Annotated in this window: 20 protein-coding genes; 11 read left to right on the top strand and 9 right to left on the bottom strand. The window is 73.0% G+C overall.

Translation table 11 applies throughout. The features are described from left to right. Nucleotides 1-46 precede the first annotated feature (46 nt). Nucleotides 47-349: a YciI family protein gene (locus tag BKK81_RS22930; RefSeq protein ID WP_071017985.1), complete on the top strand. Its 303-nt coding sequence runs from the start codon at nt 47-49 to the stop codon at nt 347-349. On the opposite strand, the gene BKK81_RS22925 is transcribed toward BKK81_RS22930, so the two are convergent. The 3 genes from BKK81_RS22925 to BKK81_RS22915 are packed head-to-tail and all read right to left on the bottom strand — an operon-like array spanning nt 306 to nt 2,767. Then, nucleotides 306-1,091: an amino acid ABC transporter permease gene (locus BKK81_RS22925; RefSeq protein WP_083384367.1), complete on the bottom strand. Its 786-nt coding sequence runs from the start codon at nt 1,089-1,091 to the stop codon at nt 306-308. The genes BKK81_RS22930 and BKK81_RS22925 overlap by 44 nt on opposite strands. Then, entirely contained in the window at nt 1,084-1,830 is a 747-nt protein-coding gene (locus BKK81_RS22920; RefSeq protein WP_197524043.1) for an amino acid ABC transporter permease, read from the bottom strand. Before BKK81_RS22920 ends, BKK81_RS22925 begins: the two co-directional genes overlap by 8 nt. Before the next feature lie 58 nt (nt 1,831-1,888). Then, on the bottom strand, nt 1,889-2,767 hold the full coding sequence (locus BKK81_RS22915) for an ABC transporter substrate-binding protein (protein WP_083384366.1): 879 nt from the start codon (nt 2,765-2,767) through the stop codon (nt 1,889-1,891). Nucleotides 2,768-3,311: 544 nt separating this feature from the next. On the opposite strand from BKK81_RS22915, the gene BKK81_RS22910 reads away from it, so the two are divergent. Continuing rightward, complete coding sequence (locus BKK81_RS22910) at nt 3,312-3,650, top strand: hypothetical protein (protein ID WP_071017983.1); 339 nt, start codon at nt 3,312-3,314, stop codon at nt 3,648-3,650. 24 nt (nt 3,651-3,674) lie between these two features. Here BKK81_RS22910 and BKK81_RS22905 read toward each other — a convergent pair whose 3' ends face one another. Further along, nucleotides 3,675-6,170 carry a penicillin acylase family protein gene (locus BKK81_RS22905; protein WP_231908200.1) on the bottom strand — a complete coding sequence of 832 codons (2,496 nt, stop codon included), beginning with the start codon at nt 6,168-6,170 and terminating at the stop codon, nt 3,675-3,677. A gap of 286 nt (nt 6,171-6,456) precedes the next feature. On the opposite strand from BKK81_RS22905, the gene BKK81_RS22900 reads away from it, so the two are divergent. The 7 genes from BKK81_RS22900 to BKK81_RS22870 all read left to right on the top strand — a co-directional run bounded on the left by BKK81_RS22900 (nt 6,457) and on the right by BKK81_RS22870 (nt 14,267). After that, entirely contained in the window at nt 6,457-7,320 is an 864-nt protein-coding gene (locus tag BKK81_RS22900) for an IclR family transcriptional regulator (RefSeq protein WP_071017981.1), read from the top strand. A gap of 54 nt (nt 7,321-7,374) precedes the next feature. Then, nucleotides 7,375-8,430, top strand: a complete 1,056-nt coding sequence (locus BKK81_RS22895; protein WP_071017979.1) for a cyclase family protein — start codon at nt 7,375-7,377, stop codon at nt 8,428-8,430. A 288-nt stretch (nt 8,431-8,718) separates the two neighbouring features. Continuing rightward, nucleotides 8,719-9,984 carry an ABC transporter substrate-binding protein gene (locus tag BKK81_RS22890; RefSeq protein WP_071017978.1) on the top strand — a complete coding sequence of 422 codons (1,266 nt, stop codon included), beginning with the start codon at nt 8,719-8,721 and terminating at the stop codon, nt 9,982-9,984. A 14-nt stretch (nt 9,985-9,998) separates the two neighbouring features. Then, nucleotides 9,999-11,174, top strand: coding sequence for a thiolase family protein (locus tag BKK81_RS22885; RefSeq protein ID WP_442873416.1), 1,176 nt, complete (start codon nt 9,999-10,001; stop codon nt 11,172-11,174). A gap of 136 nt (nt 11,175-11,310) precedes the next feature. Beyond that, nucleotides 11,311-11,688, top strand: coding sequence for a Zn-ribbon domain-containing OB-fold protein (locus BKK81_RS22880; protein WP_071017974.1), 378 nt, complete (start codon nt 11,311-11,313; stop codon nt 11,686-11,688). 93 nt (nt 11,689-11,781) lie between these two features. Then, nucleotides 11,782-12,198, top strand: coding sequence for a Bug family tripartite tricarboxylate transporter substrate binding protein (locus BKK81_RS22875; RefSeq protein ID WP_071017973.1), 417 nt, complete (start codon nt 11,782-11,784; stop codon nt 12,196-12,198). Then, the gene (locus BKK81_RS22870) at nt 12,171-14,267 is read left to right on the top strand and encodes an acetate--CoA ligase family protein (protein WP_071017972.1); all 2,097 of its coding nucleotides are present in this window, start codon (nt 12,171-12,173) and stop codon (nt 14,265-14,267) included. The genes BKK81_RS22875 and BKK81_RS22870 overlap by 28 nt, the downstream gene beginning before the upstream one ends. Nucleotides 14,268-14,435: 168 nt before the next feature. Here BKK81_RS22870 and BKK81_RS22865 read toward each other — a convergent pair whose 3' ends face one another. From BKK81_RS22865 to BKK81_RS22845, 5 genes are all read right to left on the bottom strand, one after another. After that, a complete protein-coding gene (locus BKK81_RS22865) occupies nt 14,436-16,064 on the bottom strand; it encodes a sulfite reductase subunit alpha (RefSeq protein WP_071017971.1) in 1,629 nt (542 codons plus the stop codon). After that, nucleotides 16,061-17,131 carry an FAD:protein FMN transferase gene (locus BKK81_RS22860; RefSeq protein ID WP_071017969.1) on the bottom strand — a complete coding sequence of 357 codons (1,071 nt, stop codon included), beginning with the start codon at nt 17,129-17,131 and terminating at the stop codon, nt 16,061-16,063. Before BKK81_RS22860 ends, BKK81_RS22865 begins: the two co-directional genes overlap by 4 nt. 74 nt (nt 17,132-17,205) lie before the next feature. Further along, nucleotides 17,206-18,066 (bottom strand): DUF4198 domain-containing protein, encoded by an 861-nt coding sequence (locus tag BKK81_RS22855; protein ID WP_071017967.1) that lies wholly within the window; start codon nt 18,064-18,066, stop codon nt 17,206-17,208. Nucleotides 18,067-18,148: 82 nt separating this feature from the next. Next, on the bottom strand, nt 18,149-18,673 hold the full coding sequence (locus BKK81_RS22850; protein ID WP_071017966.1) for a DUF2271 domain-containing protein: 525 nt from the start codon (nt 18,671-18,673) through the stop codon (nt 18,149-18,151). 38 nt (nt 18,674-18,711) lie between these two features. Beyond that, nucleotides 18,712-19,368 carry a PepSY-associated TM helix domain-containing protein gene (locus BKK81_RS22845; protein WP_071022082.1) on the bottom strand — a complete coding sequence of 219 codons (657 nt, stop codon included), beginning with the start codon at nt 19,366-19,368 and terminating at the stop codon, nt 18,712-18,714. A 399-nt stretch (nt 19,369-19,767) separates the two neighbouring features. Here BKK81_RS22845 and BKK81_RS22840 point away from each other — a divergent pair, with 399 nt between their 5' ends. Both BKK81_RS22840 and BKK81_RS22835 read left to right on the top strand, forming a co-directional pair. After that, a complete protein-coding gene (locus BKK81_RS22840; RefSeq protein WP_071017964.1) occupies nt 19,768-21,321 on the top strand; it encodes a methyl-accepting chemotaxis protein in 1,554 nt (517 codons plus the stop codon). Between the two features lie 178 nt (nt 21,322-21,499). Then, nucleotides 21,500-22,840, top strand: a complete 1,341-nt coding sequence (locus BKK81_RS22835) for an LLM class flavin-dependent oxidoreductase (protein WP_071017962.1) — start codon at nt 21,500-21,502, stop codon at nt 22,838-22,840. Nucleotide 22,841: the final 1 nt, after the last annotated feature.

The raw sequence follows: 22,841 nt of genomic DNA, 5'->3' as shown, positions 1-22,841 counted from the left end.
CTTGCGCGACCTTCCCGATCTACCCCGACCTTCCACGGAGCCTGCCTTGCTGTTCGTCTTCCACCTGCTCGACAAACCCGGCGCCGCCGAGCTGCGCCTCAGCGTGCGCCCTGAGCACAGGGCCTACCTGGCCGCCGCCGCCGAGCGCATCGCATTCGCCGGTCCGCTGCTGTCCGACGACGGCGCCGCCATGGTCGGCAGCCTGCTGGTGATGGACTTCCCCGACCGCGAGGCCGCGCGGGCCTGGCTGGCGGCGGAGCCCTTCACGCGCGCGGGGCTCTACGCCTCGACCTCGCTGCTGGCCTTCAATAACCTCTGGCCGCAGAAGACGGGCTTCCCCGCGGCCTGAGCCCGGCGCCCGACCGGGCCGGCCATGCGCGGCCGCCGCCGCGCGCCGGCCAGCCGCGCAGCCAGGCGGCGGCGGCGGCCTCGATCAGCAGGCACACCGCCAGGTAGAGCAGCGCCACCGCCGCGAACACTTCGGCGGCGTGGCCCATGCTGCGGCCGTTGACCTGGGCCGCCACCGTGGCCAGTTCGCTCACGCCCACGATATAGGCCAGCGAGGTGTCCTTGGCCAGCGCCACCCAGGTGTTGGCCAGCGACGGCAGCATGGTGCGCAGGGCCTGCGGCAGCAGCACCGAGCCGAGCGCCCGCGCCGGCGTCATGCCCAGCGCCAGCGCCGCCTGGCGCTGGCCGGGACCGAGCGCGGCGATGCCCGCCTGCAGGGTCTGCGCCACGTAGGCCGCGCCGATGGCGGCCAGCGCCACCACCACGGTCGAGACTTCGCCCACATGCACGCCCGCCACCATCGGCAGCAGGAAGTAGGTCCAGAACACCAGCATCAGCACCGGTACCGCGCGCAGCAGCGCCAGCATGGCGCGCAGCGGCGCGGCCACGCCGCGTGGCGCCAGCTCGAGCAGCACCGCCAGCGCGATGCCCGCCAGCGTGGCGCCGGCGCAGGCCAGCAGGGCCATCCACAGCGTCAGTGCCGCGCCGGCCAGCGGCCCCTGCGGAAACGCGCCCTTGAGCAGGTAGGGAAGCTGGTGCCAGACCAGCGCCAGGCCGGACAGGTCGGTCGACAGGTCAACCATGGCGCGACAGGCTCCAGCCAACCCGCCGCAGCAGCGGCGGCACGCCCGCCTGCAGCAGCAGGATCAGCGCCACGTAGAGCAGCGTGGCCAGGCCGAAGGCCTGGAAGGTCAGCAGGCTGTCGGTCTCGACCTGGCGCGCGGCATAGGAGAGTTCGGCGAAGCCGATGGCCATCGCCAGCGAGGTGTTCTTGATGGTCTGGCAGAACTGGCCGAGCAGCGGACGCGCGGCGATACGCAAGGCCTGCGGCAGCACCACGCGCCAGAACGCCGACGATGGCGTGAAACCCAGCGCCAGCGCCGCCTGCGCCTGTCCGCGCGGCACCGCCGCCAGCCCCGCCTCCAGCTCCTGGGCATAGAAGGCGCTGGCATACAGGCCGATGCCGGCCAGGCTGGCCAGGCACTCCAGCGAGGGCGCCGGCAGGTGCAGGCCCGCCACCGTCACGCCGGGCCACGCCGTCAGCGCGGCGATGGCGGCTTCGCCCAGCAGCTGGGCCGCGCCGAAATACCAGAAGAAGAGCTGCACTAGCAGCGGCGTGCGGCGCAGCAGGCCGACCGCCGCCCCGGCACCCGCGCGCAGCGGCCGCCAGCCGGCGCGGCGCAGCGCCAGCCAGCCAGCCGCCAGCGTGCAGCCCAGCAGGAAGACCGCCGCCGACAGCGCCACGGTCATGCCGAAGCCGGCCAGGATCCAGCCGGCATAGCGTGCCGGCAGGGCCTGCAGCAGGATCGCGGCCTGGCTCATGGCGCACCACCCGGCACACCCGGCGCACCGGACGCGCCGCCGTGGCGACCGGCCCGCCTCACTTCAGCGCACTGCCGATGGTGAAGTCGCGCGGCAGCGGCGCCGCGCTCTTGGGGCCGAACCATTTGTCGTAGATGCGCGCGGCGGTACCGTTCTTCTCCAGGTCCAGCAGGATGCCGTCGATGGCGGCCACCAGCCGGGTCTCGCCCTTGGGAATGCCGACGCCCATGTACTCGCGGGTCAGCGTGAACGGCGAGATCTCGAACTGCTCCTTGCCGGGCAGCGTGGCCAGCAGCGCGCCGAGCTTGGCGCCGTCCTGGGCGAAGGCCTGGATGGCGCCGCTGCGCAGGGCCGCCAGGGCCAGCGGGGAGTCGTCGTAGGCGATCACGCGGGCGTCCGGGTAGCGCTGGCGCAGCGTGCTCTCCTGCGTGGTGCCCTTGTCCACCCCCAGGCGCCAGGACTTGAGGTCGTCGGGCTGCTTGAGCGTGCCTTTGCGGGCGATGAACTGCAGGCCGCTGGCGAAATAGGGCGTGGAGAAGTCGATCTGCTGGCGGCGCTCGTCGGTGATGGTGAAGTTGGCGGCGACGATGTCCACCTTGTGCGAGGCCAGCAGCGGCAGGCGGTTGGCGGGGTTGGTGGCGCGGTACTCGATCTTGACGCCGAGCCGGCGCGCGATCTCCTCGGCATAGTCGACGTCGAGGCCGACCGGGGCCGCCTTGGCATCGACGAAGCCGAAGGGCGGGTTGGCGTCGAACACGCCGACGCGCAGCACACCGGCCTTGCGGATGTCGTCGAGGCGATCGGCCAGGGCCTGTCCCGGCACCAGCGCGGTGCCGGCGGCCAGGGCCGCCAGGGCGGAGAAAACGGCGATGCGGCGCGACAGCCGTGGCGTGACGCGGAAGAAACCAAGGGCAGCAAAGGGCGTCCGGGTCGACATGTAACACTCTCGTAAGATGCGATGGAGCGACGATAGCGCCACCCGTGCGCGCCGGGAACGAAGCGTTTCGCAGATGCATATGCCCCACCGGCCGCCTGCCAGGGCGCGCCGGCCGTGGCTCGGCGGCCGGCAGGCAGGCGGCGCCGGCGGCCCGCCGCACGTCCGGGTGGCGCCGGCGCGGCACACATTTGCAGACAATTCTTTACGCTCTCAAATATTTGCTTACAAGACACACAAACCCCGGCGGCAATGGCCTGCTAAGTTGCAGGCTTCGGCGGCCACCGGCTGCCAATATGTAGGAGCCGCCGCATGCGACAAGTCCGCCCAGCCCTCCCTCCGCTACGGCCAGCCGGCCGCACCCGCGCAACCTTTCCGGCCGCCGCCCGCGCGCAGCAGCCGGCCACCCACGGTACCGATGGCAACCATGGCCGGCGCGCGCGCTGATGAAGTGGTCGACCATCGCCCTCGTGCTGGCGGCCTGGCTCGGCAGTTGCATGGCGATCGGCTGGCTGGTCATGGGCTGCTCGGCGCTGCTGTCGCACTGATGGCCGCCGCGTCCCGCCCGCGCGCCAGCCGCGAGGCGCCACGCTCCGCCGCGCGCCCCGCCCCGCGCCTCCTGCCGGAGATCCCGCCCGACGCGCAGTCCGAGGCCCGTGCCGAAGCGCGGCCGGAGGTCCTGCCGGATGCGCGCATGCTGTCGGAGATCGGCTGGCTGCAGCGCTGCAACCATTGCGGCGAGTACTGGCCGGCCGATGGCGAGTTCTTCCCGCGCGACGCGCGCCGCGCCCACGGCATCGAGCTGACCTGCAAGGCCTGCCGCAAGGAACGCCGGCGCGGGCCCGGCCATGCCGACGAGGAAGCGGCCGAGGCCAGGGCGGCCTGAGCGGCCTGGCGGCACCCGCCCGCGCTACGGCGCGGGCGGCACCAGTTCGAGCCGCTCGCGGCTTTCCTTCTCCACCGCCCTGCGCGAGTAGACCAGCGGGAAGGTCTCGCCACGCACCCACAGCGACGCCAGGTCGCGATAGTGCGGGCTGGCCGGATTGCCCGACTGGCCGGGCGCATTGACCGCCCGCGCGGCATCCCAGTTGCCCACGTCCAGCACCATGCGGAAGGACGCGCCGGCGCTGAGCTGGTAGTCGCCGGCGCGGTAGCTGGCGTTCATCGGCGTGAACGACGAGCCGCCGATGGGGCCGGCGTTGACATCGAACTTCTGCCGCGCCGCGGCGTCCAGCACCGTGTCGAGCGGATGACGGAAGACGGCGGCATGCAGCTTGCCCCACTGCCAGCCGGCCGGGTCGGCGCCGAGCTTGCGCTCCATCTCGCCCATGGCCTGCTTCAGCGCGCCCAGCATGGCGTCGTTGCGACGCTCCAGCGGCATCCACGGCTCCGGCCGTTCCAGCACCGCCAGCACGCGCGCGGCGTCGCCGCTGCCAACCAGCCGCGCCACCTCGGCCGGCAGCGCCGCGCGCACCACGGCCGGACGCAGGTACTTGCCGAACCAGACCTCGAACAGCGCCGCCGGCGCGCTGTCGGCGCGCTCGTTGCCATCCCAGCCGCGCAGCAGGTCCAGGCCCCGGCGCAGCTGCGGATCGGTGCTCTGCAGGTCCTTGAGCAGTGCCACCAGGCGCTGTGCCGGCAGTGACACGGTATCGTTCTGCCAGGCGATCGAGTCCTCCAGCGTGGCGTGCGGGCTGGCCGCCACCAGGCTCTTCAGGCGGCGCGCGCGCGCCGTGTCGCTCCACTCGTAGCCCACGCCCAGGCGGGCCGCCGGATGGTTGGGCGGGATGGTGTTCTCGTTGGCGGTGACGACGTAGCCCGCGGCCGGATTGAAGGCCCATGGCAACTGGTCCATGTCGCGGTAGCCGGCCCACTCATAGCGGCCGTCGCCGGGCACCGGCATCAGCCCGTCCCAGTTCGGCCGCACCGGGGTCAGGCCGGCGGGCAGCCAGCCGATATTGCCGGCGCGGTCGGCATAGACCTGGTTCTCGCCGGGCGCCCCCCAGCGGTTCATGGCGGCGCGGAACTGGTCCCAGTTCTGCGCCCGCATATAGTCCATCGAGCCGAAGTAAGGCGCCATGCCGAGGTCGAGCCAGGCCGCGCGCAGCGCCCAGGCGCGCCCGCCCTTGGCATCGGCGAAGAGCACGGGGCCGTGGCGCGTGAAGTCGATGGCGACCTTGCGCGGCACCGCCTCGCCGCGCACCGCGATCTCCTCGGTGACGCTCTCCATCGGCTCCCAGCGGCCCTTGTAGCGGTACTCGTGCGGGTTGGCCGGATTGGTCTCGTAGCCGTAGACGTCTTCCTGGTCGATGTAGAAACGCGTCAGGCCGAAGGCGATGTGCTCGTTGTGGCCGATCGAGATGCCGGGCAGGAAGGGCTCGCCGGCGCCGATCACCGACAGCCCCGGCGCATTCAGGTGGCTGATGTAGCGCAGGCTGGGCGCGCCATGGGCGCGGTGCGGGTCATTGGCCAGGATCGGGCGTCCGGTGGCGGTGCGGCTGCCGGCGATGACCCAGTTGTTCGAGCCCAGGCTGCGGCCCATGTCGCTCGCCATGTCGACGGTGGCGTAGAGCGCCGCGGGCGGCAGCGCGGCGGCGGCGTTGCTCCACCATTCCTTGGGGAAGCGCGGCGGCGCGGTGGCCAGGTCGTAGGCGCGGCGCAGCTCCGCCACCGGCACCGAGCAGGGATCGAGCCCCTCCGGCACCCTGGGCTCGACCTGCGGGTCGAGCTCGCGGCGCAGCCAGTCGGCGCGCGCGGCCCCGGCGCGCGCATGGCAGTAGAGCTGGGCGCGGTCCAGCTCGCCGGTGAAGTTGGTGGTGAGGCCGTGGTGGCGGATGCGCACGATGTCCTCGGCGCGCCAGCGCGCGGGCTTGTAGCCGAGCACGCGGAACTCCGGCGGCAGCAGCTCGGGGCGGGCCTCGGCCAGCGCCACATAGGCATTGATGCCGGCGACGAAGGCCTCGGCCACGCGCTTGGCGTCGGAGCCGTAGGCCAGCCATTCGCGGTAGAGGTCGCCGCGGAACAGCACCGCGCGCGCCATGCGGTCGCCTTCCACGTAGGCGGGGCCGAAATCCTTGGCCATCTGGCCCAGGCCGCGCTTGCGCCACAGATCGATCTGCCACAGGCGGTCGCGCGCGGCGACGAAGCCCTGCACGGTGAAGGCGTCGTACAGGGTGTTGGCGTAGATGTGCGGCACGCCCCAGCGGTCGACCAGCACGCTGGCCGGCTTCTCCAGCCCCGGCACCGCGAAGCGCTCGCCGCCGGTGGCTGCCGTGCCGGCATGCGTGGCGGCGGACGGCACCGCCCGCGCCGGCGCGGCGCCCAGCGCGAAGCCGGTGGCCAGCGCCAGCATGGCGGCGCGCAGCAGGCGGTGGGCGCGCGGGCGGCGCCGGGGATGACGGTTCATGGCGGAGCGGACGGAAAAAGGGAGGATCGGCAGGGGCGCGGCAGCCTGCAAGCATAGCGGAAGCCGGCCGGTTCCGGCGCCGCCTGCCGGCGCGCCGCGGCCGGCCTGCCGGTTTCATCCGGCGAAACTTTGATGCATCGCAGAATGACGGCACCAGCGAAGGCGCCTATAACAACGTCGTTGCACAGTGGATTTTCCACACCATCGCGGTGAGAAGCCGGCGCCGAGCCGAATCCAGCCGTTTCATCCAGCAAAACCCAACCGAAACCGAGCGCCGGAGCCCCGCTTGCCCTCTCCCCCCAGTTCCTCCCTGCAGAAGGCCTGCCGGCTGTTGCGCGCCCTGTCCGACGCCCGCAACACGCGCCTGACCGACCTGGCCGGCGCCGCCGGCGTCGACAAGGCCTCCGCGCTGCGCCTGCTGGAGACGCTGGCGGCCGAGGGCCTGGTCCAGCGCGACCCCGACACCAAGGCCTTCAGCCCCGGCACGGAGTGGCTGGCGCTGCGCGCCGCCGCCCTGCACCGCATCGACCCGCGCGCCCTGGCCCGCCCGGCGCTGATCCGGCTGGCCCAGCAGTTCGAGGACACCGCGCTGCTGTCGGTGCCGAGCGGCTGGGAATCGATCTGCATCGAGCTGCGCCTGGGCAGCTTCCCCATCCGCGCCAACTACCTGGACATCGGCAGCCGCCGCCCGCTCGGCGTCGGCGCCGGCAGCCTGGCCCTGCTCGCCGCCCTGCCCGACGCCGAGGTCGAGGCGGCGCTGCAGTGCCTGGCGCCCGCGCTCAATCGCTACCCGCGCATCAGCACGGCGCTGCTGCGGCGCGAGGTGGAGGCCACGCGCGAGCGCGGCTACGCCGTGCTGCTCAACGTGGTGGTGGAGCGCATGGGCGGCATCGCCGTGGCGCTGCCCGATCCCGACGGCTATCCGCTCGCCGCCCTCAGCATCGCCGCGCTCAACGAGCGCATCAGCGAACGCGAGACGGCGCTGGCACGCGCGCTGCGGCGCGAGGCCGACGCCGTGTGCGCCGCCTGGGCCGGCGGCGTGCCGCGGCCGCGCCGGCGTGCCGTGCCGGCGGCGCGCGCCGCGGCCCCCGGCGAGGCCCTGCCCGCCACTCCTGCCGTGCCCGGCATGCCCCGCATGTCCGGCACCTGAGGCACGGCGCGATACGCAGCCCTTCCACCCATATCGACCATGGAGACTACACGCATGCGCTGGAAACAACGTCCGCCCGGATCCAACTGGGGCGACTTCGGAGCCGACGACCAGCTCGGCCGCGTCAACCTGATCGGCCCGGAGCAGGTACGCAAGGGGGCGCAGGAAGTGCAGGCCGGGCTGAGCTTCTGCCTGTCGCTGCCGCTGGACTATCCGGGCGGCAACAAGCTCAATCCGCGCCGCCACCCGCCCGTGCTGCGCCCCACCTTCCGCGACGGCGCGCCCTACGTCAACTTCCCGCTGGCCAAGGTCGACCCCGCCGCCACCGATGTGATCAGCGACGACCAGGTGCTGCTGTCGCTGCAGTACTCCACGCAGTGGGACTCGCTGGCCCACGTGGGCGCGCTGTTCGACGCCGACGGCGACGGCCGCGCGGAGCGCGTCTACTACAACGGCTACCGCGCCAACGAACATATCGTCGGCCCGGTCGACTACGCCGAGGACGACCACTTCGCCGCGCACGGCTGCGGCCACGAACACAGCGAAGCGCGCGCGCTCGGCATCGAGAACTTCGCCGTCAAGGGCATGCAGGGCCGCGGCGTGCTGGTGGACCTGGCGCACCACTACGGGCGCGAGTTCCGCACCGTCGGCTACGACGACCTGATGCGCGTGATGGAAGCCGACCGCGTCGAGGTCGAGCGCGGCGACATGCTGCTGCTGCGCACCGGCTTCGCCGAGGTGGTGCTGTCGATGCAGCGCGAACCCGACGAGACGGTGCTGCACCATAGCTGCAGCGCCCTCGACGGCCGCGATGACAAGCTGCTGCAATGGCTCACCGATTCCGGCGTCGCCGCGCTGATCGCCGACAACTACGCGGTGGAACGCTACCCCGCGCGCCCCGCGCCGGACGACGGCGGCCACCATCCGCTGCTGCCGCTGCACCACCACTGCCTGTTCAAGCTGGGCCTGCCGCTGGGCGAGCTGTGGTACCTGCACGACCTGGCGCAATGGCTGCGCGCGCACGGCCGCTCGCGCTTCCTGCTGACGGCGCCGCCGCTGCGGCTGCCCGGCGCGGTGGGATCGCCGACGACGCCGGTGGCGACGGTATGAGCCCGGCAATATCGGCAGGCCGCTGCTAGTGGAAGCCAGCGGCATGTTGAGGGATATCGCCACCGCGAGTGCCTACCCTCACCCCCAGCCCCTCTCCCACGCAGTGGGAGAGGGGAGCAGACCGCTTGCACTGGCGCAAGCCTTCGCATCACCGACTGCTGTCTCCCCTCTCCCGCTTGCGGGAGAGGGGCCGGGGGTGAGGGCCAGCGCCCGCAGCCGCGACGACACACGACACACGAACCCAAGAAGCGAAAACGCCACACCCAGCCTGAGCAAGGAGGAGATCTCATGCCAACCCGTCCCGCCCAACCCAGCCGCCTGCGCGCCACGCTGACCGCGCTGGCCCTGGCCCTCAGCGCCGCGCTGCCGCTGCACGCAGCCGCGCAGGCCCCCGCCGCCGCCCGCATCTCCGACGACATCGTCAAGATCGGCCTGATCCTCGACATGAGCGGCCTGTACGCCGACGTCACCGGCCGCGGCAGCGCCACCGCCGCGCAGATGGCCATCGACGACTTCGGCGGCAAGGTGCTGGGCAAGAAGATCGAGCTGGTGGTGGCCGACCACCAGAACAAGGCCGACATCGCCGCCAGCAAGGCGCGCGAGTGGTTCGATACCGGCCGCGTCGACGCCATCCTCGACGTGGCCGCTTCGGCGCCCGCGCTGGCGGTGCTGGAAGTGGCCAAGCAGAAGAACCGCATCGTGGTGTTCTCCGGCCCCGGCACCGAGCGCATCACCAACGACCTGTGCACGCCGGTCTCGGTGCACTATGCCTACGACACCTACGCGCTGGCCAACTCCACCGCGCGCGCGGTGGTGCAGCGCGGCGGCAAGACCTGGTTCTTCCTGACCGCCGACTATGCCTTCGGCCACACGCTGCAGGAGTCCGCCACCGCGGTGATCAACGACGCCGGCGGCAAGGTGCTGGGCGCGGCGCGCCACCCCATCGGCGCCAGCGACTTCGCCTCCTACCTGCTGCAGGCCCAGGCCAGCAAGGCGCAGGTGGTGGGCCTGGCCAATGCCGGCGGCGACGCCGTCAACGCCATCAAGGCCGCCAACGAGTTCGGCCTGACCCGCGACGGCAAGCAGCGCATGGCCGGCCTGCTGCTCTACATCAACGACATCCACGCCATCGGCCTGAAGACCGCGCAGGGCCTGCTGCTGACCGAGGGCTTCTACTGGGACATGAACGATGCCACGCGCAAATGGTCGCGCCGCTACTTCGAGAAAGTGAAGCAGATGCCGAACATGAGCCAGGCCGGCGTCTACTCTTCGGTGATGCATTACCTGCAGGCGGTGCAGGCCGCCGGCAGCGATGACACCGCGCCGGTGATGAAGCAGATGAAGGCCGCGCCCATCCACGACTTCTTCGCGCAGAACGGCCGCATCCGCGAAGACGGCCGCATGATCCACGACATGTACCTGTTCGAGGTCAAGGCACCGTCCGAGTCCAGGTATCCGTGGGACTACTACAAGGTGCTGGCCACCATCCCCGGCGACCAGGCCTTCATGCCGCCGGCCAAGTCGAAGTGCCCGCTGCTGAAGCAGGGCGGCTGAGGGACGCGCGCACCATGACTGCCATCAGCGCCATGACTGGAATGCGCACCGTCAACACCGCCTACCTGCGCGGCTGCGGCAACACCCGCTTCGGCCGCCTCGAAGGCAGCAGCCCGCTGACGCTGATGGCCGCGGCCGCCGACGCGGCCCTGGCCGATGCCGGCCTGGCCCGGCGCGACATCGACGGCGTGCTGTGCGGCTACGCCACCACGCTGCCGCACCTGATGCTGGCCGACCGCTTCTGCGAGTACGCCGCGCTGACGCCGGCCTACGCCCACGGCATGGCCGCCGGCGGTGCCACCGGCGGCGCCATGGCCATGCTGGCGCGCGAGCTGGTGCGCGCCGGCCGCTGCCGCAACGTGCTGGTGGTGGCCGGCGAGAACCGCCTCACCGGCCAGAGCCGCGACCAGTCGATCCAGACCCTGGCCCAGGTCGGCGAGCCGGAGATGGAGGTGCCCAACGGCGCCTCGGTGCCGGCCTACTACGCGCTGCTGGCCTCGCGCTACCTGGCCGAGACCGGCATGGCGGCCGACGACCTGTCAGGCTTCGCGGTGCTGATGCGCGAGCACGCCGCCGGCCATCCCGACGCCCACCTGCGCGAGCCGCTGACGCTGGCCGAGGCACGCGCGGCACGCGCCATCGCCACGCCGCTGCGCCTGTCGGACTGCTGCCCGATCTCCGACGGCGCGGTGGCCGTGGTGGTATCCGCCGAGCCCGGCGCGGGCCGCCCGGTACGCCTGGCCGGCGCCGGCCAGGCACATCGCCACCAGCACCTGTGCGCCATCGGCAGTGTGCTCGACACCGGCGCGGCCGAGGCCGCCGGGCGCGCGCTGGCCGAGGCCGGCTGCAGCGTGGCGCAGCTCGACTGCCTGGCCATCTACGACTCCTTCACCATCACGCTGGCGCTGCTGCTGGAGGAGATCGGACTGGCCCCGCGCGGCGGCGCCGCGGCGCGGCTGCGGGCCGGCGACTTCGGCCGCGACGGCGCGCTGCCGCTCAACACCCATGGCGGGCTGCTCGCCTTCGGCCATTCCGGCGTGGCCGGGGGCCTGATGCACCTGGCCGAGGCCGGGCGCCAGCTCGCCGGCCGCGCCGGCGCGCGCCAGCTGGCGCGGCGCGAGCGCGCCCTCTTCCATGCCGACGGCGGCGTGCTGTCGGCCCACGTCAGCCTGGTGCTGGAGGCCGCATGAGACCGTCCCGCACCGTACCGCCCGCGCAGTCCTCACGGATGGCGCAGATCACGCAGACCGGACAGACCCGACGGCCCCGGCAGGCCGGGCGAGGCTTCCCTTGCCGGGCGGCAGCGCCCGTCACCGAGGTATCGGCATGACCCAAGCCATCGAACCGGCCGCCGGCCACCCCTACACGGCCGGCCTCGCCGCCGGCGAACTGCGCTACCAGGCCTGCGACGACTGCGGCGCCTGGCAGCCGCTGCAACGCCACGCCTGCCGCGCCTGCGGCAGCACGCGGCTGGGCTGGCGCCGCGCCGGCGGCGGCGCCACCGTCTACGCCGTGACCGAGGTCGCGCGCGCCCCCACCGAAGCCTTCCGCGCGCTCGCCCCCTACACGCTGGTGCTGGCCACGCTGGACGAAGGTCCACGCGTGATGGGCCACGCCGAGCCGGGCGTAGAGATCGGCGCGCGCGTGCGCGCCGGCTTCCTGCGCCACGGCGAACAGACCCTGCTGCGCTTCCAGCGCGAATAGGGCGCACCGGGCCCGGGCATGCCCGGGATGCGCGGCGGCTACGCCGCATCCGCGCCGGCAGCGCCGGCACGCACCACCCCATGGAGAGATCCGATGACACCGAAGCTCCGGCGTCGGCGGGCCGCGCTCGCCCCGCTGGCGGGCACGCTCGCCCCATCGCTGGCCTGGCTGGCCTGGCTGGCCGCCCCCGCGGCACAGGCCCAGCCCCAGACCGCATCCCCGCCCCAGTCCTGGCCCACCCGCCCGGTGCGCCTGGTGGTGCCCTATCCGCCCGGCGGCCCGACCGACATCGTGGCGCGGGTGGTCGGCATGAAGCTGCCGGAGCAGCTGGGGCAGCCGCTGGTGGTGGAGAACCGCCCGGGCGCCGGCGGCAACCTCGGCGCGATCGAGGTGGCGCGCGCCGCCCCGCCTTTTCCGCCCCCTTCCCCGAACCCGCTGCGGGCCCGCCCGTCCGGCCAACCCGCGAACTCCAAGGCCACACCATGCAAGCCAAGCTGCAAGCCCTGCTGACCCCGCGCTCGATCGCCGTGGTCGGCGCCTCCGACCACATCCACAAGATCGGCGGCCGTCCCATCCACTACATGCGCGAGCACGGCTATGCCGGCACGCTGTACCCCGTCAATCCGCAGCGCGACACCATCCAGGGCCTGCCGGCCTACCCTTCGCTCGACGCGCTGCCCGAGGCGCCCGAACTGGCCATCATCGTGGTCGGCGGCGGGGCCGCGGTGCAGGCGGTGCGCGACTGCGCGCGCCTGGGTGTGCAGGCCGCCATCGTGATCGCCTCCGGCTTCGGCGAGGCCGGCGCGGAAGGGCGCCGCCAGCAGCGCGAGATGGTCGAGGCCGCGCGCGCCAGCGGCCTGCGCCTGGTGGGCCCGAACAGCCAGGGCCTGGCCAACTTCGGCAGCGGCGCCATCGCCAGCTTCTCCACCATGTTCATCGAGGTGCCGCCGCAGGACGGGCCGGTGGCGGTGATCAGCCAGAGCGGCGGCATGGCCGCCATGGTCTACGGCCTGCTGCGCGCGCAGGGCATCGGCGTGCGCCACATGCACGCCACCGGCAACGAGGCCGACGTCACCGTCAGCGAGATGGCACTGGCGGTGGCGCACGACCCGGACGTGCGGCTGATCCTGCTCTACCTCGAAAGCCTGGTCGATCCCGCCGTGCTGGCCGAGGCGGCGGCCGTGGCGCGCCAGCGCGGCGTGCCGCTGGTGGCGGTCAAGTCGGGCCGCTCCGACGCCGGCCAGCGCGCCGCGGCCTCGCACACCGGCGCCATCGCCAACGAAGACCGCGCGGTCTCGGCCTTCCTGGAACGCCACGGCATCTGGCGCGTCGACGATGCGCATGCGCTGGCGCGCTGCGCCCCGCTCTACCTGCGCGGCTGGCAGGCGCGGGGCACGGGCCTGGTGGTGGTGAGCAACTCCGGCGCGAGTTGCGTGATGGCCGCCGACGCGGCGCAGCCGCTGGGCCTGGCGATGGCGCCGCTGGGCGCGGCCACCCAGGCCGCGCTGGCCGAGCGCCTGCCGGGCTTCGCCGCCACCGCCAACCCGGTCGACGTAACCGCCGCCCTGCTGACCAACAGCGGCCTGTTCGGCGAGGTGCTGCCGCTGGCGGCGGCCGATCCGGCCACCGACCTCCTGCTGCTCGACATCCCGGTTGCCGGCATGGGCTACGACGTGCCGCGCTTCGCCCGCGACGCCGCCGCCTTTGCCACCGAGGCGGGCAAGCCGATCGCCGTCGCCGCCTGGCAGGCGCCGGTGGCCGAGGCCTTCCGCGCGCAGCAGGTGCCCGTCTACGCCAGCGGGCGCGAAGCGCTGGCGGCGCTGGCGCAGCTCGTCCACCACCAGCGGCGGCTGCGCGAGCTGGAGGCCGCGCCGCCGCTGCCGGCGGCGATCGCCACGGCCGCCACACCCGCCACCGGCAGCGCAGGCGGCCACACCCTGAGCGAGGCGGCCAGCCTGGCCCGCCTGGCCGCCGGCGGACTGCCGGTGGTGGCGCACCGCCTCTGCCGCAGCGAGGACGAGGCCGTGGCCGCGTGGCGCGAGCTGGGCGGCCCGGTGGCGGTCAAGGCCTGCTCCCCCGACGTGCCGCACAAGAGCGAACACGGCCTGGTCGCGCTGCGCCTCGACGACGCGCAAGTGGTCGCGCAAGCCTGGCGCGCGCAAAGCGCCGCGCTGGCGCGCCTGGGCGCGCGCGCCGAAGGCGTGCTGGTGGCACGCATGGCGGCCGGGGCCCACGAGTGCATGGTGGGCGCGCACTGGGATCCGGTCTTCGGCCCCGTGCTGGTGGTCGGCGCCGGCGGCAAGTATGTCGAAGCGCTGCACGATACCGCCGTCCTGCTCGCCCCTTGCCGCGAAGCCGACGTGGCACGCGCCCTCGCCGGCCTGCGCATCGCGCCGCTGCTGGCCGGCGTGCGTGGCGAGGCCGCCGCCGATGTGGCAGCGCTGTGCCGCGTCGCGGCGGGTGTCGGCGAAATGATGGCGCGCGGCGGCGGCGCCATCCGCGCGATCGACGTCAATCCGGTGATGGTGAGCGCGGAGGGCGTGGTGATCGTCGATGCGTTGATTGAAATGGCGGCGTAGCGGCGTAGCGGCGTGCGGGGTCGGGGGGTTGGCGAGGGCGCTCGTGCTGGCCAGCGCCTGCCCTCTCCCCCGGCCCCTCTCCCGCAGGCGGGAGAGGGGCGCGAACCGGTGCGATGCGCGCCGCATCGCTCCAGACCACACCGGACCGTCACGAACCAAGCCCGGCCGTCAGTACACGTCGCGCCGGTACCGCCCCGTTTCGCCCAGGCGCGTCAGCGTGTAGTCGCCCAGCGCTTCGGCCAGCGCCGCGTGGACGCCGGCGGCCATGCCCTGCAGGCTGCCGCAGACGTAGATGGCGGCCCCGGCCTCGATCCAGGCGCGCACGTCGGCGGCGTTGGCGCGCAGCGCGTCCTGCACGTAGCGCAGCGGTCCGCCATCGCGCGAGAACACGCGGTCCAGCCGTTCGAGCGTGCCGTCGGCCTGCCAGGCGGCGAGTTCGTCGGCGTAGAGGCTGTCATGGGCGGCGGTGCGTTCGCCGAACAGCAGCCAGTTGCGCCGGCTGCCGGCGGCGGCGCGGGCTTTCAAGTGGGCGCGCAGGCCGGCCAGTCCGGTGCCGTTGCCGACCAGCAGCAGCGGCACTTCGTGCGCGACCGGATGGAAGGCGCGGTTGCTGCGCACGCGCAGCGCGATGCGCGCGTCGGCCGGCGCGTGCTCGGTGAGCCAGCCGGAGGCGAGGCCGAGGCGGCCGTCCGCATGGCGGGTCTGGCGCACCAGCAGTTCGAGGCGGCCGTCGGCCGGCAGCGAGGCGATGGAGTACTCGCGATGGGGCAGCGCCGGCAGCGTGTCGACCAGTTGCTGCGGCGGCAGGCCGCGCATGGTGTCGAAGGCGGCTTCGGGCAGCGGCAGGCGCGTCGCCAGCGCCGCCGCCAGCACCGTGTCCTCGCCGTCGCAGCGCACCGGCGTCGCCGCCTCCAGGCCGAGGCGCGCCAGCAGCGCGTCCACTTCGCCGGGTGCGCGGCAGGGGCCGATCTCGGCGATGTCGCCGGCCTGCCAGGCCAGGGCCCCGGGCGTGCCGGGCACTTCCGGCGCTTCCGGCACCAGCGCGAGGTGGAAGACCGGCTCGCCGGGACTGCCGGGATTGAGCAAGCGCCGCTCGGCCAGCCGCCAGCGCGCGTAGCGCGGGCGTTCCCAGTCGGCGATCTCGGCGCCGCCGCCCAGCGCGGACAGGTGGTTCTGCCAGTGGCGCAACGCGCCGGCGTCGCCGTTGTCGACCTCGACCATGTCGAACAGCGGCTGCGCCTGCTGCTTGTGCAGCCAGGCCTCGAGCGTGCGGCCGAAGCCGCAGAAACGCGCATAGCTGCTGTCGCCCAGCGCGAGGATGCCATAGCGCAGCGGGGCCAGTCCCGCCGCGCCGGCACCGGAGAGGAAGCGGCGCATGAAGCCGGAGGCGCTGTCGGGGGCGTCGCCCTCGCCGGTGGTGCTGACCACGAACAGTGCCTGCCGGCAGGCCGCCAGGCCCGCGCCATCGAGATCGGCGAAGGACAGCAGGCGCACCGGCTGGCCGGCACCGCGCAGCGCCTGCGCGGTCTGCTCGGCGATCTGTTCGGCAAAGCCGGTCTGGCTGGCATAGGCCACCAGGGTCGGCACGGTGCCTTCGCCGTCCGCACCGCCGCGCGCGGCGGCCCTGGCCTGCCGGCGCGCCAGGTGGCGCGCGGCGATCACGCCGCAGAAGCCGGCATAGGCCAGCACCACGCCGGCGGCGGCCACGCCGCGCGACTGCGCCAGGCCGGCCAGCGCGACGCCGGCGGACATGGCCGCGGCGGACCATGCCGCCGGCGCAAGCACAGGGAATCTCATGACAGCATGGCCTCGAAGGCCGGGCTGAGGCGCTCCTCGAAGCCGTGCGGCGTGCGCAGCAGGAAGCGCGCCGCGAGCTGCCGGCCGCGCGCGAACGCCAGGCCGGCTTCCGGGCCCAGCACGGTCAGCGCGGTCGACAGGGCGTCGGCCAGCATGCATTCGGCATGCAGCACCGTGACCGAGGCCAGCGCGTGGCTGGCCGGATAGCCGGTGCGTGGGTCGAGCGTGTGGGCATAGCGGCGGCCGCCGCAATCGAAGTAGCGGCGGTAGTCGCCCGAGGTGGCCACCGCCAGGCCGTAGAGCGCGACCAGCGTGCGGGCGCCGCCCGTATCCGCGGCGGGCGTTTCCAGCTCCACCCACCACGGCGTGCCATCGGGCTTGGTGCCCGCGCCGCGCAGTTCGCCGCCGATCTCCACCAGGTGGTGCGGCAGGCCGAGCGCCGCCAGCCGGCGCGAGACCGCGTCCACGGCGAAGCCTTTGGCGATGGCGCACAGGTCGAGCGAAAGGCCGCCGGGCTGCTGCAGGCGGCGCTCGGCCGCGTCGAAGCCGACGCGTTGCCAGCCGCAGCGCGCGCGTGCCAGCTCGACCTCGGCCGGCGCGGGCGGCGTGCTGCGCCGTGGCGCCGGCCCGAAGCCCCACAGGTCGACCAGCGGGCCCGCGCTCGGGTCATAGGCGCCGCCGCTGTCGCGCGCCACCTGCAGCGCACAGGCGACCACCGCGGCCGCGTCGGCGGGCAGGGTCAGCCAGGTGCCGGGCGCGGCGCGGTTGTAGCGGCCGATGTCGGAATCCCCGCGCCAGTTGCTCATCTGCGCGACCACGCCGGCGAGCACGCCGTCGATGGCGGCCTGCACGGCGTCTGTGCTTTCGACCCCTGCCAAGCCTTCCACCGCGTCCCTGCCTTGCGCACCGTCCGCGACGCCGGTGCCCGCCCGCGCGGGCAGCGCCGCCAGGACCGACCAGGTGGTCCCCATCGCTTCGCCCTGCCAGCGGCACAGGCGCGCGCCGGGCGCGTGCGGTGGCGGTGCCTGACCGGCCGCGGGCGAGAGGGGAATGAGGACGCGGTTCATCGGAGCGGGTGCGGGACGGGATGGTGCGGGACGGAGGGGACGGTGCGGGACGGCCGCCGCCGTCCCGGCGCGGCTTACTGCGGCAGGACTTCCACGGTGGCGGCGTAGCTCGCGCGGCGCTGCCTGGCCGGCGCGATGGTGGCCTTGTCGTCGCGCACGTCGGCTTCCAGCCAGTACATGCCGGCGGACGGCCACTTGACGCTGAACTTGCCTTCGCCGTCGGTGGTGGCGTGGAGTTCGTTGAGCTGGTCGCGGTAGCGGATGCCGCCCGGCACCACGTCGACCTTGACGTTGGCCGCGGGCTTGCCGTCGAGCAGCAGGCGGAAGCTGGCGGCATCGCCGGCGACGAGATCGTTCGGGTGCGTGATCGGCACCAGTTCGAGGCCGTGCCCAGTGGGCTTGAGCGCGTCGCCACCCGGCTTGCCGGCGGTGACGAAGGTCTCGACGCGGCCTTCGGCCTGGGTCACCTGCAGGTCCTGCGCGTTGGCCGGCACTTCCTTGGCGAAGGCCTCGGCGGTACCGCGCCAGCGCTTGGCCTGGCCATCCACCTTGTAGCTGGCGAACAGGCCGCTGTTGACCACCGCCACGCGGTAGGTGCCGGGCTTGTCCAGGCGCACGTCGAAGGTGCTGCGGTAGCGGCCGGTGGAAGCGTTCTCGGCCTTGGCGGCGGCGCCGTCGGGGGCGGTCACGGCCAGGCCGTCCAGGCGCAGCGGGAAATGCTCGAAGTAGAACAGGTCGTTCGAGACGGCGGCATCCACGGTCACCCAGGCGTCGCTGCCCGACAGCACGGTGGCCGAGGGCAGCAGCCACTGGCGGTGCGCGTGGGCGGCCAGCGGCGCCAGCGCGGCCAGGGCCAGCACGGCCACGCGGGTGGCCAGGCGCCGCGCGGGCCGGGCGGACGGACGGGACGGGTGGAGGCGTGCGGAAGTCTTCATGGTCGTGCTCCTCGTGATGGCGCGATGGCGTGATGGCGGCGGCCTGGCCGCCGGTGGCAGGTGTCGGGGCGGCGGGGCCGCATTACGGCTTCAGTTCGAGCGAGACCGTGCCGAGCTCGTGCTCGCCCTTGGCCTTGGCCGCCTGCACCGCCTTGGGCGGCCAGCTGAACGGCACGCGCAGCAGTTCGCGCCCGCCGACCTCGCGCGCCGCCTCGACCACCAGCTGGTAGTCGCCGGCGGGCAGGCTGCCCAGCGGTGCCTTGCCTTCGCTGAAGGTGAGCGCGTGCTCACCCGGTGCGCGCGTGGCACCCGAGACGCCGTCGGCCGGCATCTTCATGTCGCGGCCGGCCTTGCGCCACCACTGGCGCATGTCCTTGAGCCACTTGGTGCCTTCGCCGTCCTTGTGCTTGACGTCGTACCAGACCGCCAGCGTGGCGGCCGGGCTCTGGTCGGCGCGCTCCAGCCATAGCGCCACATAGGGCTTGTGGTACTCCGCCACGTTCAGGCGCGGGATCTCCACCTTGACGTTCATCTCCGCGGCCAGGGCGGGACCGGCGAGCGGCACGGCGGCCAGGCCGCTGAGGGTGACGGTGAACAATCGGCGCATGGGCAAGACCTCGTCAGGGAAGGGAGTCGGAGAAAACGTCAGTGGATGAACAACATGGCCAGCAGCAGCGGCACCACCAGCCCCAGCCCGACCAGCGGCCAGGTGGCGACCCGCCCGCCGGCATGCAGCTTGAGCAGGAACAGGCCGGTGAGGCAGAACACCAGGCAGGCGAAAGCGAACACGTCGAGGAACAGACTCCATGCCCGTCCTGCGTTGCGGCCCTTGTGCAGGTCGTTCAGGTAGGAAATCCAGCCGCGCGTGGTCTTCTCGTACTGCGTGCGGCCGTCCTCGAGCGCCACGCTGACCCAGGCGTCGCCACCCGGACGCGGCAGCGCCACGTAGACCTCGTCGCCCTGCCATTCGGCTTCGCGGCCGCCGGCATCGATGCCCAGCGCGTCCGACAGCCAGGCCGCCAGCGCCGCCGGCACCGGCCCCTTCGGATCGCCGCCGCCCTGGCCGGCCGCCGGCGTGGCGGCCTTGAGCGCGGCCAGCAGCGGCGCGGGCGCGGTGGCCTCGCGCGTCTCCACCTTGGGGCGCGCCTCGATCTGGCCGGCATGGTTGAGCGTGAATCCGGTGACGGCGAACAGCAGCATGCCGATCAGGCAGATCGCCGAACTGATCCAGTGCCACTGGTGCAGGTGCTTGAGCCAGAAGGCGCGGCGCTGCGAGGCCGCGGCAGGCTGGGAGTCGGTCATGGACATCGGTCGGGTCGTGGCGCGGCTGCGGCCACCGCGCGGCGGCCGTGCCGCGGCGGTTCCCGGCAAACGGCGCCCTCGTCAGAACTCGCGCCCGACGCCGGTGCAAGCGTTCGCGCCTGCATCGCCGCCCGCCGGGCAAGAGCTGAAAAGGATAATGGTTCTCATTTAAAAAGGCAATGACACGCGCACGCCACCCTGTTACAGCGGCTTACAGCACCGACACAGTCGATACGCAGGGCACGCGGGCCGCCGGTGCACCATCGCCCGCGCCGCGCCATCGAGGAATCCCCCTAGTCGCGCAGCGTCAAGTTGTGCCGAAACCAGGTCGATATCTTGAGAAATTCCGGCAATGCGCCGCGACTATGCCTTAAGAGCCACTGATACGGGAGACTTGTGATGTTGGATAACCTCAGTCTGAGGAAGAAACTGCTGCTGCCGCTTGTGCTGAGCTGGATCTGCCTGCTCGGCCTGACCCTGTGGGATGCCTGGCAGATGCGCGCGCTGCGGCTGGAGGAGCGCCGCCTCGACCTGGTCCACGTGACCAACACCGCGATCACGACCGTCGCCACGCTGGAAGCCGAGGCCCGCGCCGGCAAGATGACGATGGACGAAGCCCGGCAGCGCGCCATCGAGCAGGTGCGCGCGATGCGCTTCGGCGGCGACGGCTACTTCACGCTGATGCGTTCCGACGCCGTGGTGGTGATGCATCCGTTCAAGCCGGAGATGAACGGCCAGAACATGGAACAGACCAAGGACCCGACCGGCACCTTCCTGTTCCGCGACATCGCCGCCATCGGCAAGGGCCCGGGCAAGGGCTACCTCGAATACCAGTGGCCCAAGCCCGGCGCGCAGGAACCCCAGCCCAAGCTGAGCTACGTGGAGAACTTCCGGCCCTGGGACTGGAACTTCATCTCGGGCGTCTACCTCGACGACATCAATGCCGCGTTCCGCCTTAGCCTGATGAAGTCGCTGGGCCTGCTGCTGGGCATCGGCCTGGTGATGACGGTGGTGGTGCTGCGCATCGCCAGGAACCTGCAGGGGCAGCTCGGCGGCGAGCCGACGCAGACCTCGCTGATCGCCACGCGCATCGCCGAGGGCGACCTGTCCACGGCGGTGGACACCCGCCCGGGCGACCAGCGCAGCGTGCTGTTCTCCATGCAGCAGATGCAGCAGCGCCTGACCGGCGCCATCGGCAGCATCCGCGGCTCGGCCGATGCCATCGCCGGCGCGGCCAAGCAGATCGCCGCCGGCAATGCGGACCTGTCGCGCCGCAGCGAAGAGCAGGCCGCCTCGCTGCAGGAAACCGCGGCCAGCATGGAGCAGCTCACCGGCACCGTGCGCCAGAGCGCCGAGAACGCGCGCCAGGCCAGCCGCCTGGCCGAAGGCGCCAGCGAGATCGCGGTGCGCGGCGGCGGCATCGTGACCCAGGTGGTCAGCACCATGGGCGAGATCAAGACGGCCTCCGGCAAGGTGGTGGACATCATCGGCGTGATCGAAGGCATCGCCTTCCAGACCAATATCCTGGCGCTCAACGCGGCGGTGGAAGCGGCGCGCGCGGGCGAGCAGGGACGCGGCTTCGCGGTGGTGGCGGGCGAGGTGCGCAGCCTGGCCCAGCGCAGCGCCACCGCGGCCAAGGAGATCAAGGCCCTGATCGGCGACTCGGCACAGCGCGTGGAGGATGGCTCCGCCCTGGTGGAGAACGCCGGGCGCGCGATGGAAGAAATCGTCGAGGCGGTCAAGCGGGTGACCGACCTGATGGGCGAGATGCGCGCCGCCACCGAGGAGCAGAGCGGCGGCATCGAGCAGGTCAACCAGGCCGTCACGCAGATGGACCAGATGGCGCAGCAGAACGCCGCGCTGGTCGAGGAAGCGGCCGCCGCCGCGGCCTCGCTGGAGGAGCAGGCCGCCGCCCTGCACCAGGCCGTGGGCACCTTCCGCCTGGCGGCCTGAGCGGCGGCGTTCCGGACGGCCGTGCCGCAGCCGGCATGGCCGTCCGATATCGATATGCACCATCCTTCGTTCGCGCCGCGCGCCGCCGTTCCTACAATCGGAGCCCTGGTGCCCCATCAGGTCCCAGGTCCCATAACGCCCCGCAGCGGGCACTCCGATACGGCAAGGCCGGCGCGCGATGTCCCGTCAACTCCACCTCAACCTGTTCATCCACGGCCGCGGCCACCATGAAGCCGGCTGGCGGCATGCCGGCGCCACGCGCCAGGCCCTGACCGATCTCGACTATTTCAGCGCCCTGGCGCAGCGCGCCGAGCAAGGCCGCTTCGACTCGGTCTTCCTGGCCGATGCGCTGGCGCTGGGCGACGGTGCCGCACACGTCGCCACCGGCGCGCTCGAGCCGATCACCACGCTCGCCGCGCTGGCGCAGACGACCCGGCACATCGGCCTGATCGCCACCGCCTCGACCACCTACACCGAACCGTTCAACCTGGCCCGGCAGTTCGCCTCGCTCGACCACATCACGCGCGGCCGCGCCGGCTGGAACATCGTCACCTCCTGGGTGCGCGGCGCCGGCCCCAATTTCGGCCACGCGCACCAGATCGAGCACGCCGAGCGTTATGCGCGCGCGCACGAATTCCTCGACGTGGTGACCGGGCTGTGGGACAGCTGGGCCGATGACGCCATCGTGGACGACGCCGCGGGCGGCCGCTTCCTCGACCCGGCACGCATCCGCCCGGTCGCGCACCAGGGCCGCTTCCACAGCGTGGCGGGCCCGCTCAACCTGCCGCGTCCGCCGCAGGGCTGGCCGGTGCTGGTGCAGGCCGGCTCCTCGCCCTCGGGCCGGCAGTTCGCCGCCCGGCACGCCGAGGCGGTCTTCACCGCCCATCTCGACAAGGCCAGCGCCGCGGCCTTCTACGCCGAACTGAAGGGCGCCGCGGCGGCGCTCGGACGCGCACCGGCGCAGATCGTCATCCTGCCCGGCCTGAGCGCCGCCATCGGCGCGACCGAGGCGCAGGCACGCGCACTGCTCGAAGAACTGAACGCGCTGACCGATGTCAGCGTGGGCCTGGAGCGCCTGTCCAACCGCTTCGGCGGCCATGACTTCTCGCACCTCGACCTGGACCAGCCGCTGTCGGTCGACGACTTTCCCGATCCCGCCACCGTGCAGGCGGCGCAGAGCCGCGCCGCGGTCATCACCGGCCTGGTCAGGCGCGAGCGCCCGACGCTACGGCAGCTGCTGCACGAGCTGGCCGGCGCGCGCGGGCACTTCACCTTCGCCGGCACGCCGGAGCAGGTAGCCGACGTCATCGCCGACTGGTTCGCCACGGGCGCCGCCGATGGTTTCAACCTGATGCCGCCGGTGCTGCCCGCCCAGCTCGATGCCTTCGTCGAGCACGTGGTGCCGCTGCTGCAGCGGCGCGGCCTGTTCCGCACCGAGTACACCGCCACCACGCTGCGCGGCCACTACGGCCTGGCGCGGCCGGCCAACCGCTTCTTCGCCGCCCGCGATGCGGCCTGAC

It is taken from the genome of Cupriavidus sp. USMAHM13 (assembly GCF_001854285.1).
Taxonomy (GTDB): domain Bacteria; phylum Pseudomonadota; class Gammaproteobacteria; order Burkholderiales; family Burkholderiaceae; genus Cupriavidus; species Cupriavidus malaysiensis.
Note: the sequence above shows the minus strand (reverse complement) of the source record. Positions and strands in the feature narration are given on the sequence as shown.

Excerpts from the sequence above, each read along its gene's own strand:
- BKK81_RS22925 (WP_083384367.1), bottom strand. The coding sequence starts at position 1,091 with ATGGTTGACCTGTCGACCGACCTGTCCGGCCTGGCGCTGGTCTGGCAC.
- BKK81_RS22920 (WP_197524043.1), bottom strand. The coding sequence starts at position 1,830 with ATGAGCCAGGCCGCGATCCTGCTGCAGGCCCTGCCGGCACGCTATGCC.
- BKK81_RS22915 (WP_083384366.1), bottom strand. The coding sequence starts at position 2,767 with ATGTCGACCCGGACGCCCTTTGCTGCCCTTGGTTTCTTCCGCGTCACG.
- BKK81_RS22910 (WP_071017983.1), top strand. The coding sequence starts at position 3,312 with ATGGCCGCCGCGTCCCGCCCGCGCGCCAGCCGCGAGGCGCCACGCTCC.
- BKK81_RS22905 (WP_231908200.1), bottom strand. The coding sequence starts at position 6,170 with ATGAACCGTCATCCCCGGCGCCGCCCGCGCGCCCACCGCCTGCTGCGC.
- BKK81_RS22895 (WP_071017979.1), top strand. The coding sequence starts at position 7,375 with ATGCGCTGGAAACAACGTCCGCCCGGATCCAACTGGGGCGACTTCGGA.
- BKK81_RS22890 (WP_071017978.1), top strand. The coding sequence starts at position 8,719 with ATGCCAACCCGTCCCGCCCAACCCAGCCGCCTGCGCGCCACGCTGACC.
- BKK81_RS22885 (WP_442873416.1), top strand. The coding sequence starts at position 9,999 with ATGACTGCCATCAGCGCCATGACTGGAATGCGCACCGTCAACACCGCC.
- BKK81_RS22880 (WP_071017974.1), top strand. The coding sequence starts at position 11,311 with ATGACCCAAGCCATCGAACCGGCCGCCGGCCACCCCTACACGGCCGGC.
- BKK81_RS22875 (WP_071017973.1), top strand. The coding sequence starts at position 11,782 with ATGACACCGAAGCTCCGGCGTCGGCGGGCCGCGCTCGCCCCGCTGGCG.
- BKK81_RS22870 (WP_071017972.1), top strand. The coding sequence starts at position 12,171 with ATGCAAGCCAAGCTGCAAGCCCTGCTGACCCCGCGCTCGATCGCCGTG.
- BKK81_RS22865 (WP_071017971.1), bottom strand. The coding sequence starts at position 16,064 with ATGAGATTCCCTGTGCTTGCGCCGGCGGCATGGTCCGCCGCGGCCATG.
- BKK81_RS22860 (WP_071017969.1), bottom strand. The coding sequence starts at position 17,131 with ATGAACCGCGTCCTCATTCCCCTCTCGCCCGCGGCCGGTCAGGCACCG.
- BKK81_RS22855 (WP_071017967.1), bottom strand. The coding sequence starts at position 18,066 with ATGAAGACTTCCGCACGCCTCCACCCGTCCCGTCCGTCCGCCCGGCCC.
- BKK81_RS22850 (WP_071017966.1), bottom strand. The coding sequence starts at position 18,673 with ATGCGCCGATTGTTCACCGTCACCCTCAGCGGCCTGGCCGCCGTGCCG.
- BKK81_RS22845 (WP_071022082.1), bottom strand. The coding sequence starts at position 19,368 with ATGACCGACTCCCAGCCTGCCGCGGCCTCGCAGCGCCGCGCCTTCTGG.
- BKK81_RS22840 (WP_071017964.1), top strand. The coding sequence starts at position 19,768 with ATGTTGGATAACCTCAGTCTGAGGAAGAAACTGCTGCTGCCGCTTGTG.
- BKK81_RS22835 (WP_071017962.1), top strand. The coding sequence starts at position 21,500 with ATGTCCCGTCAACTCCACCTCAACCTGTTCATCCACGGCCGCGGCCAC.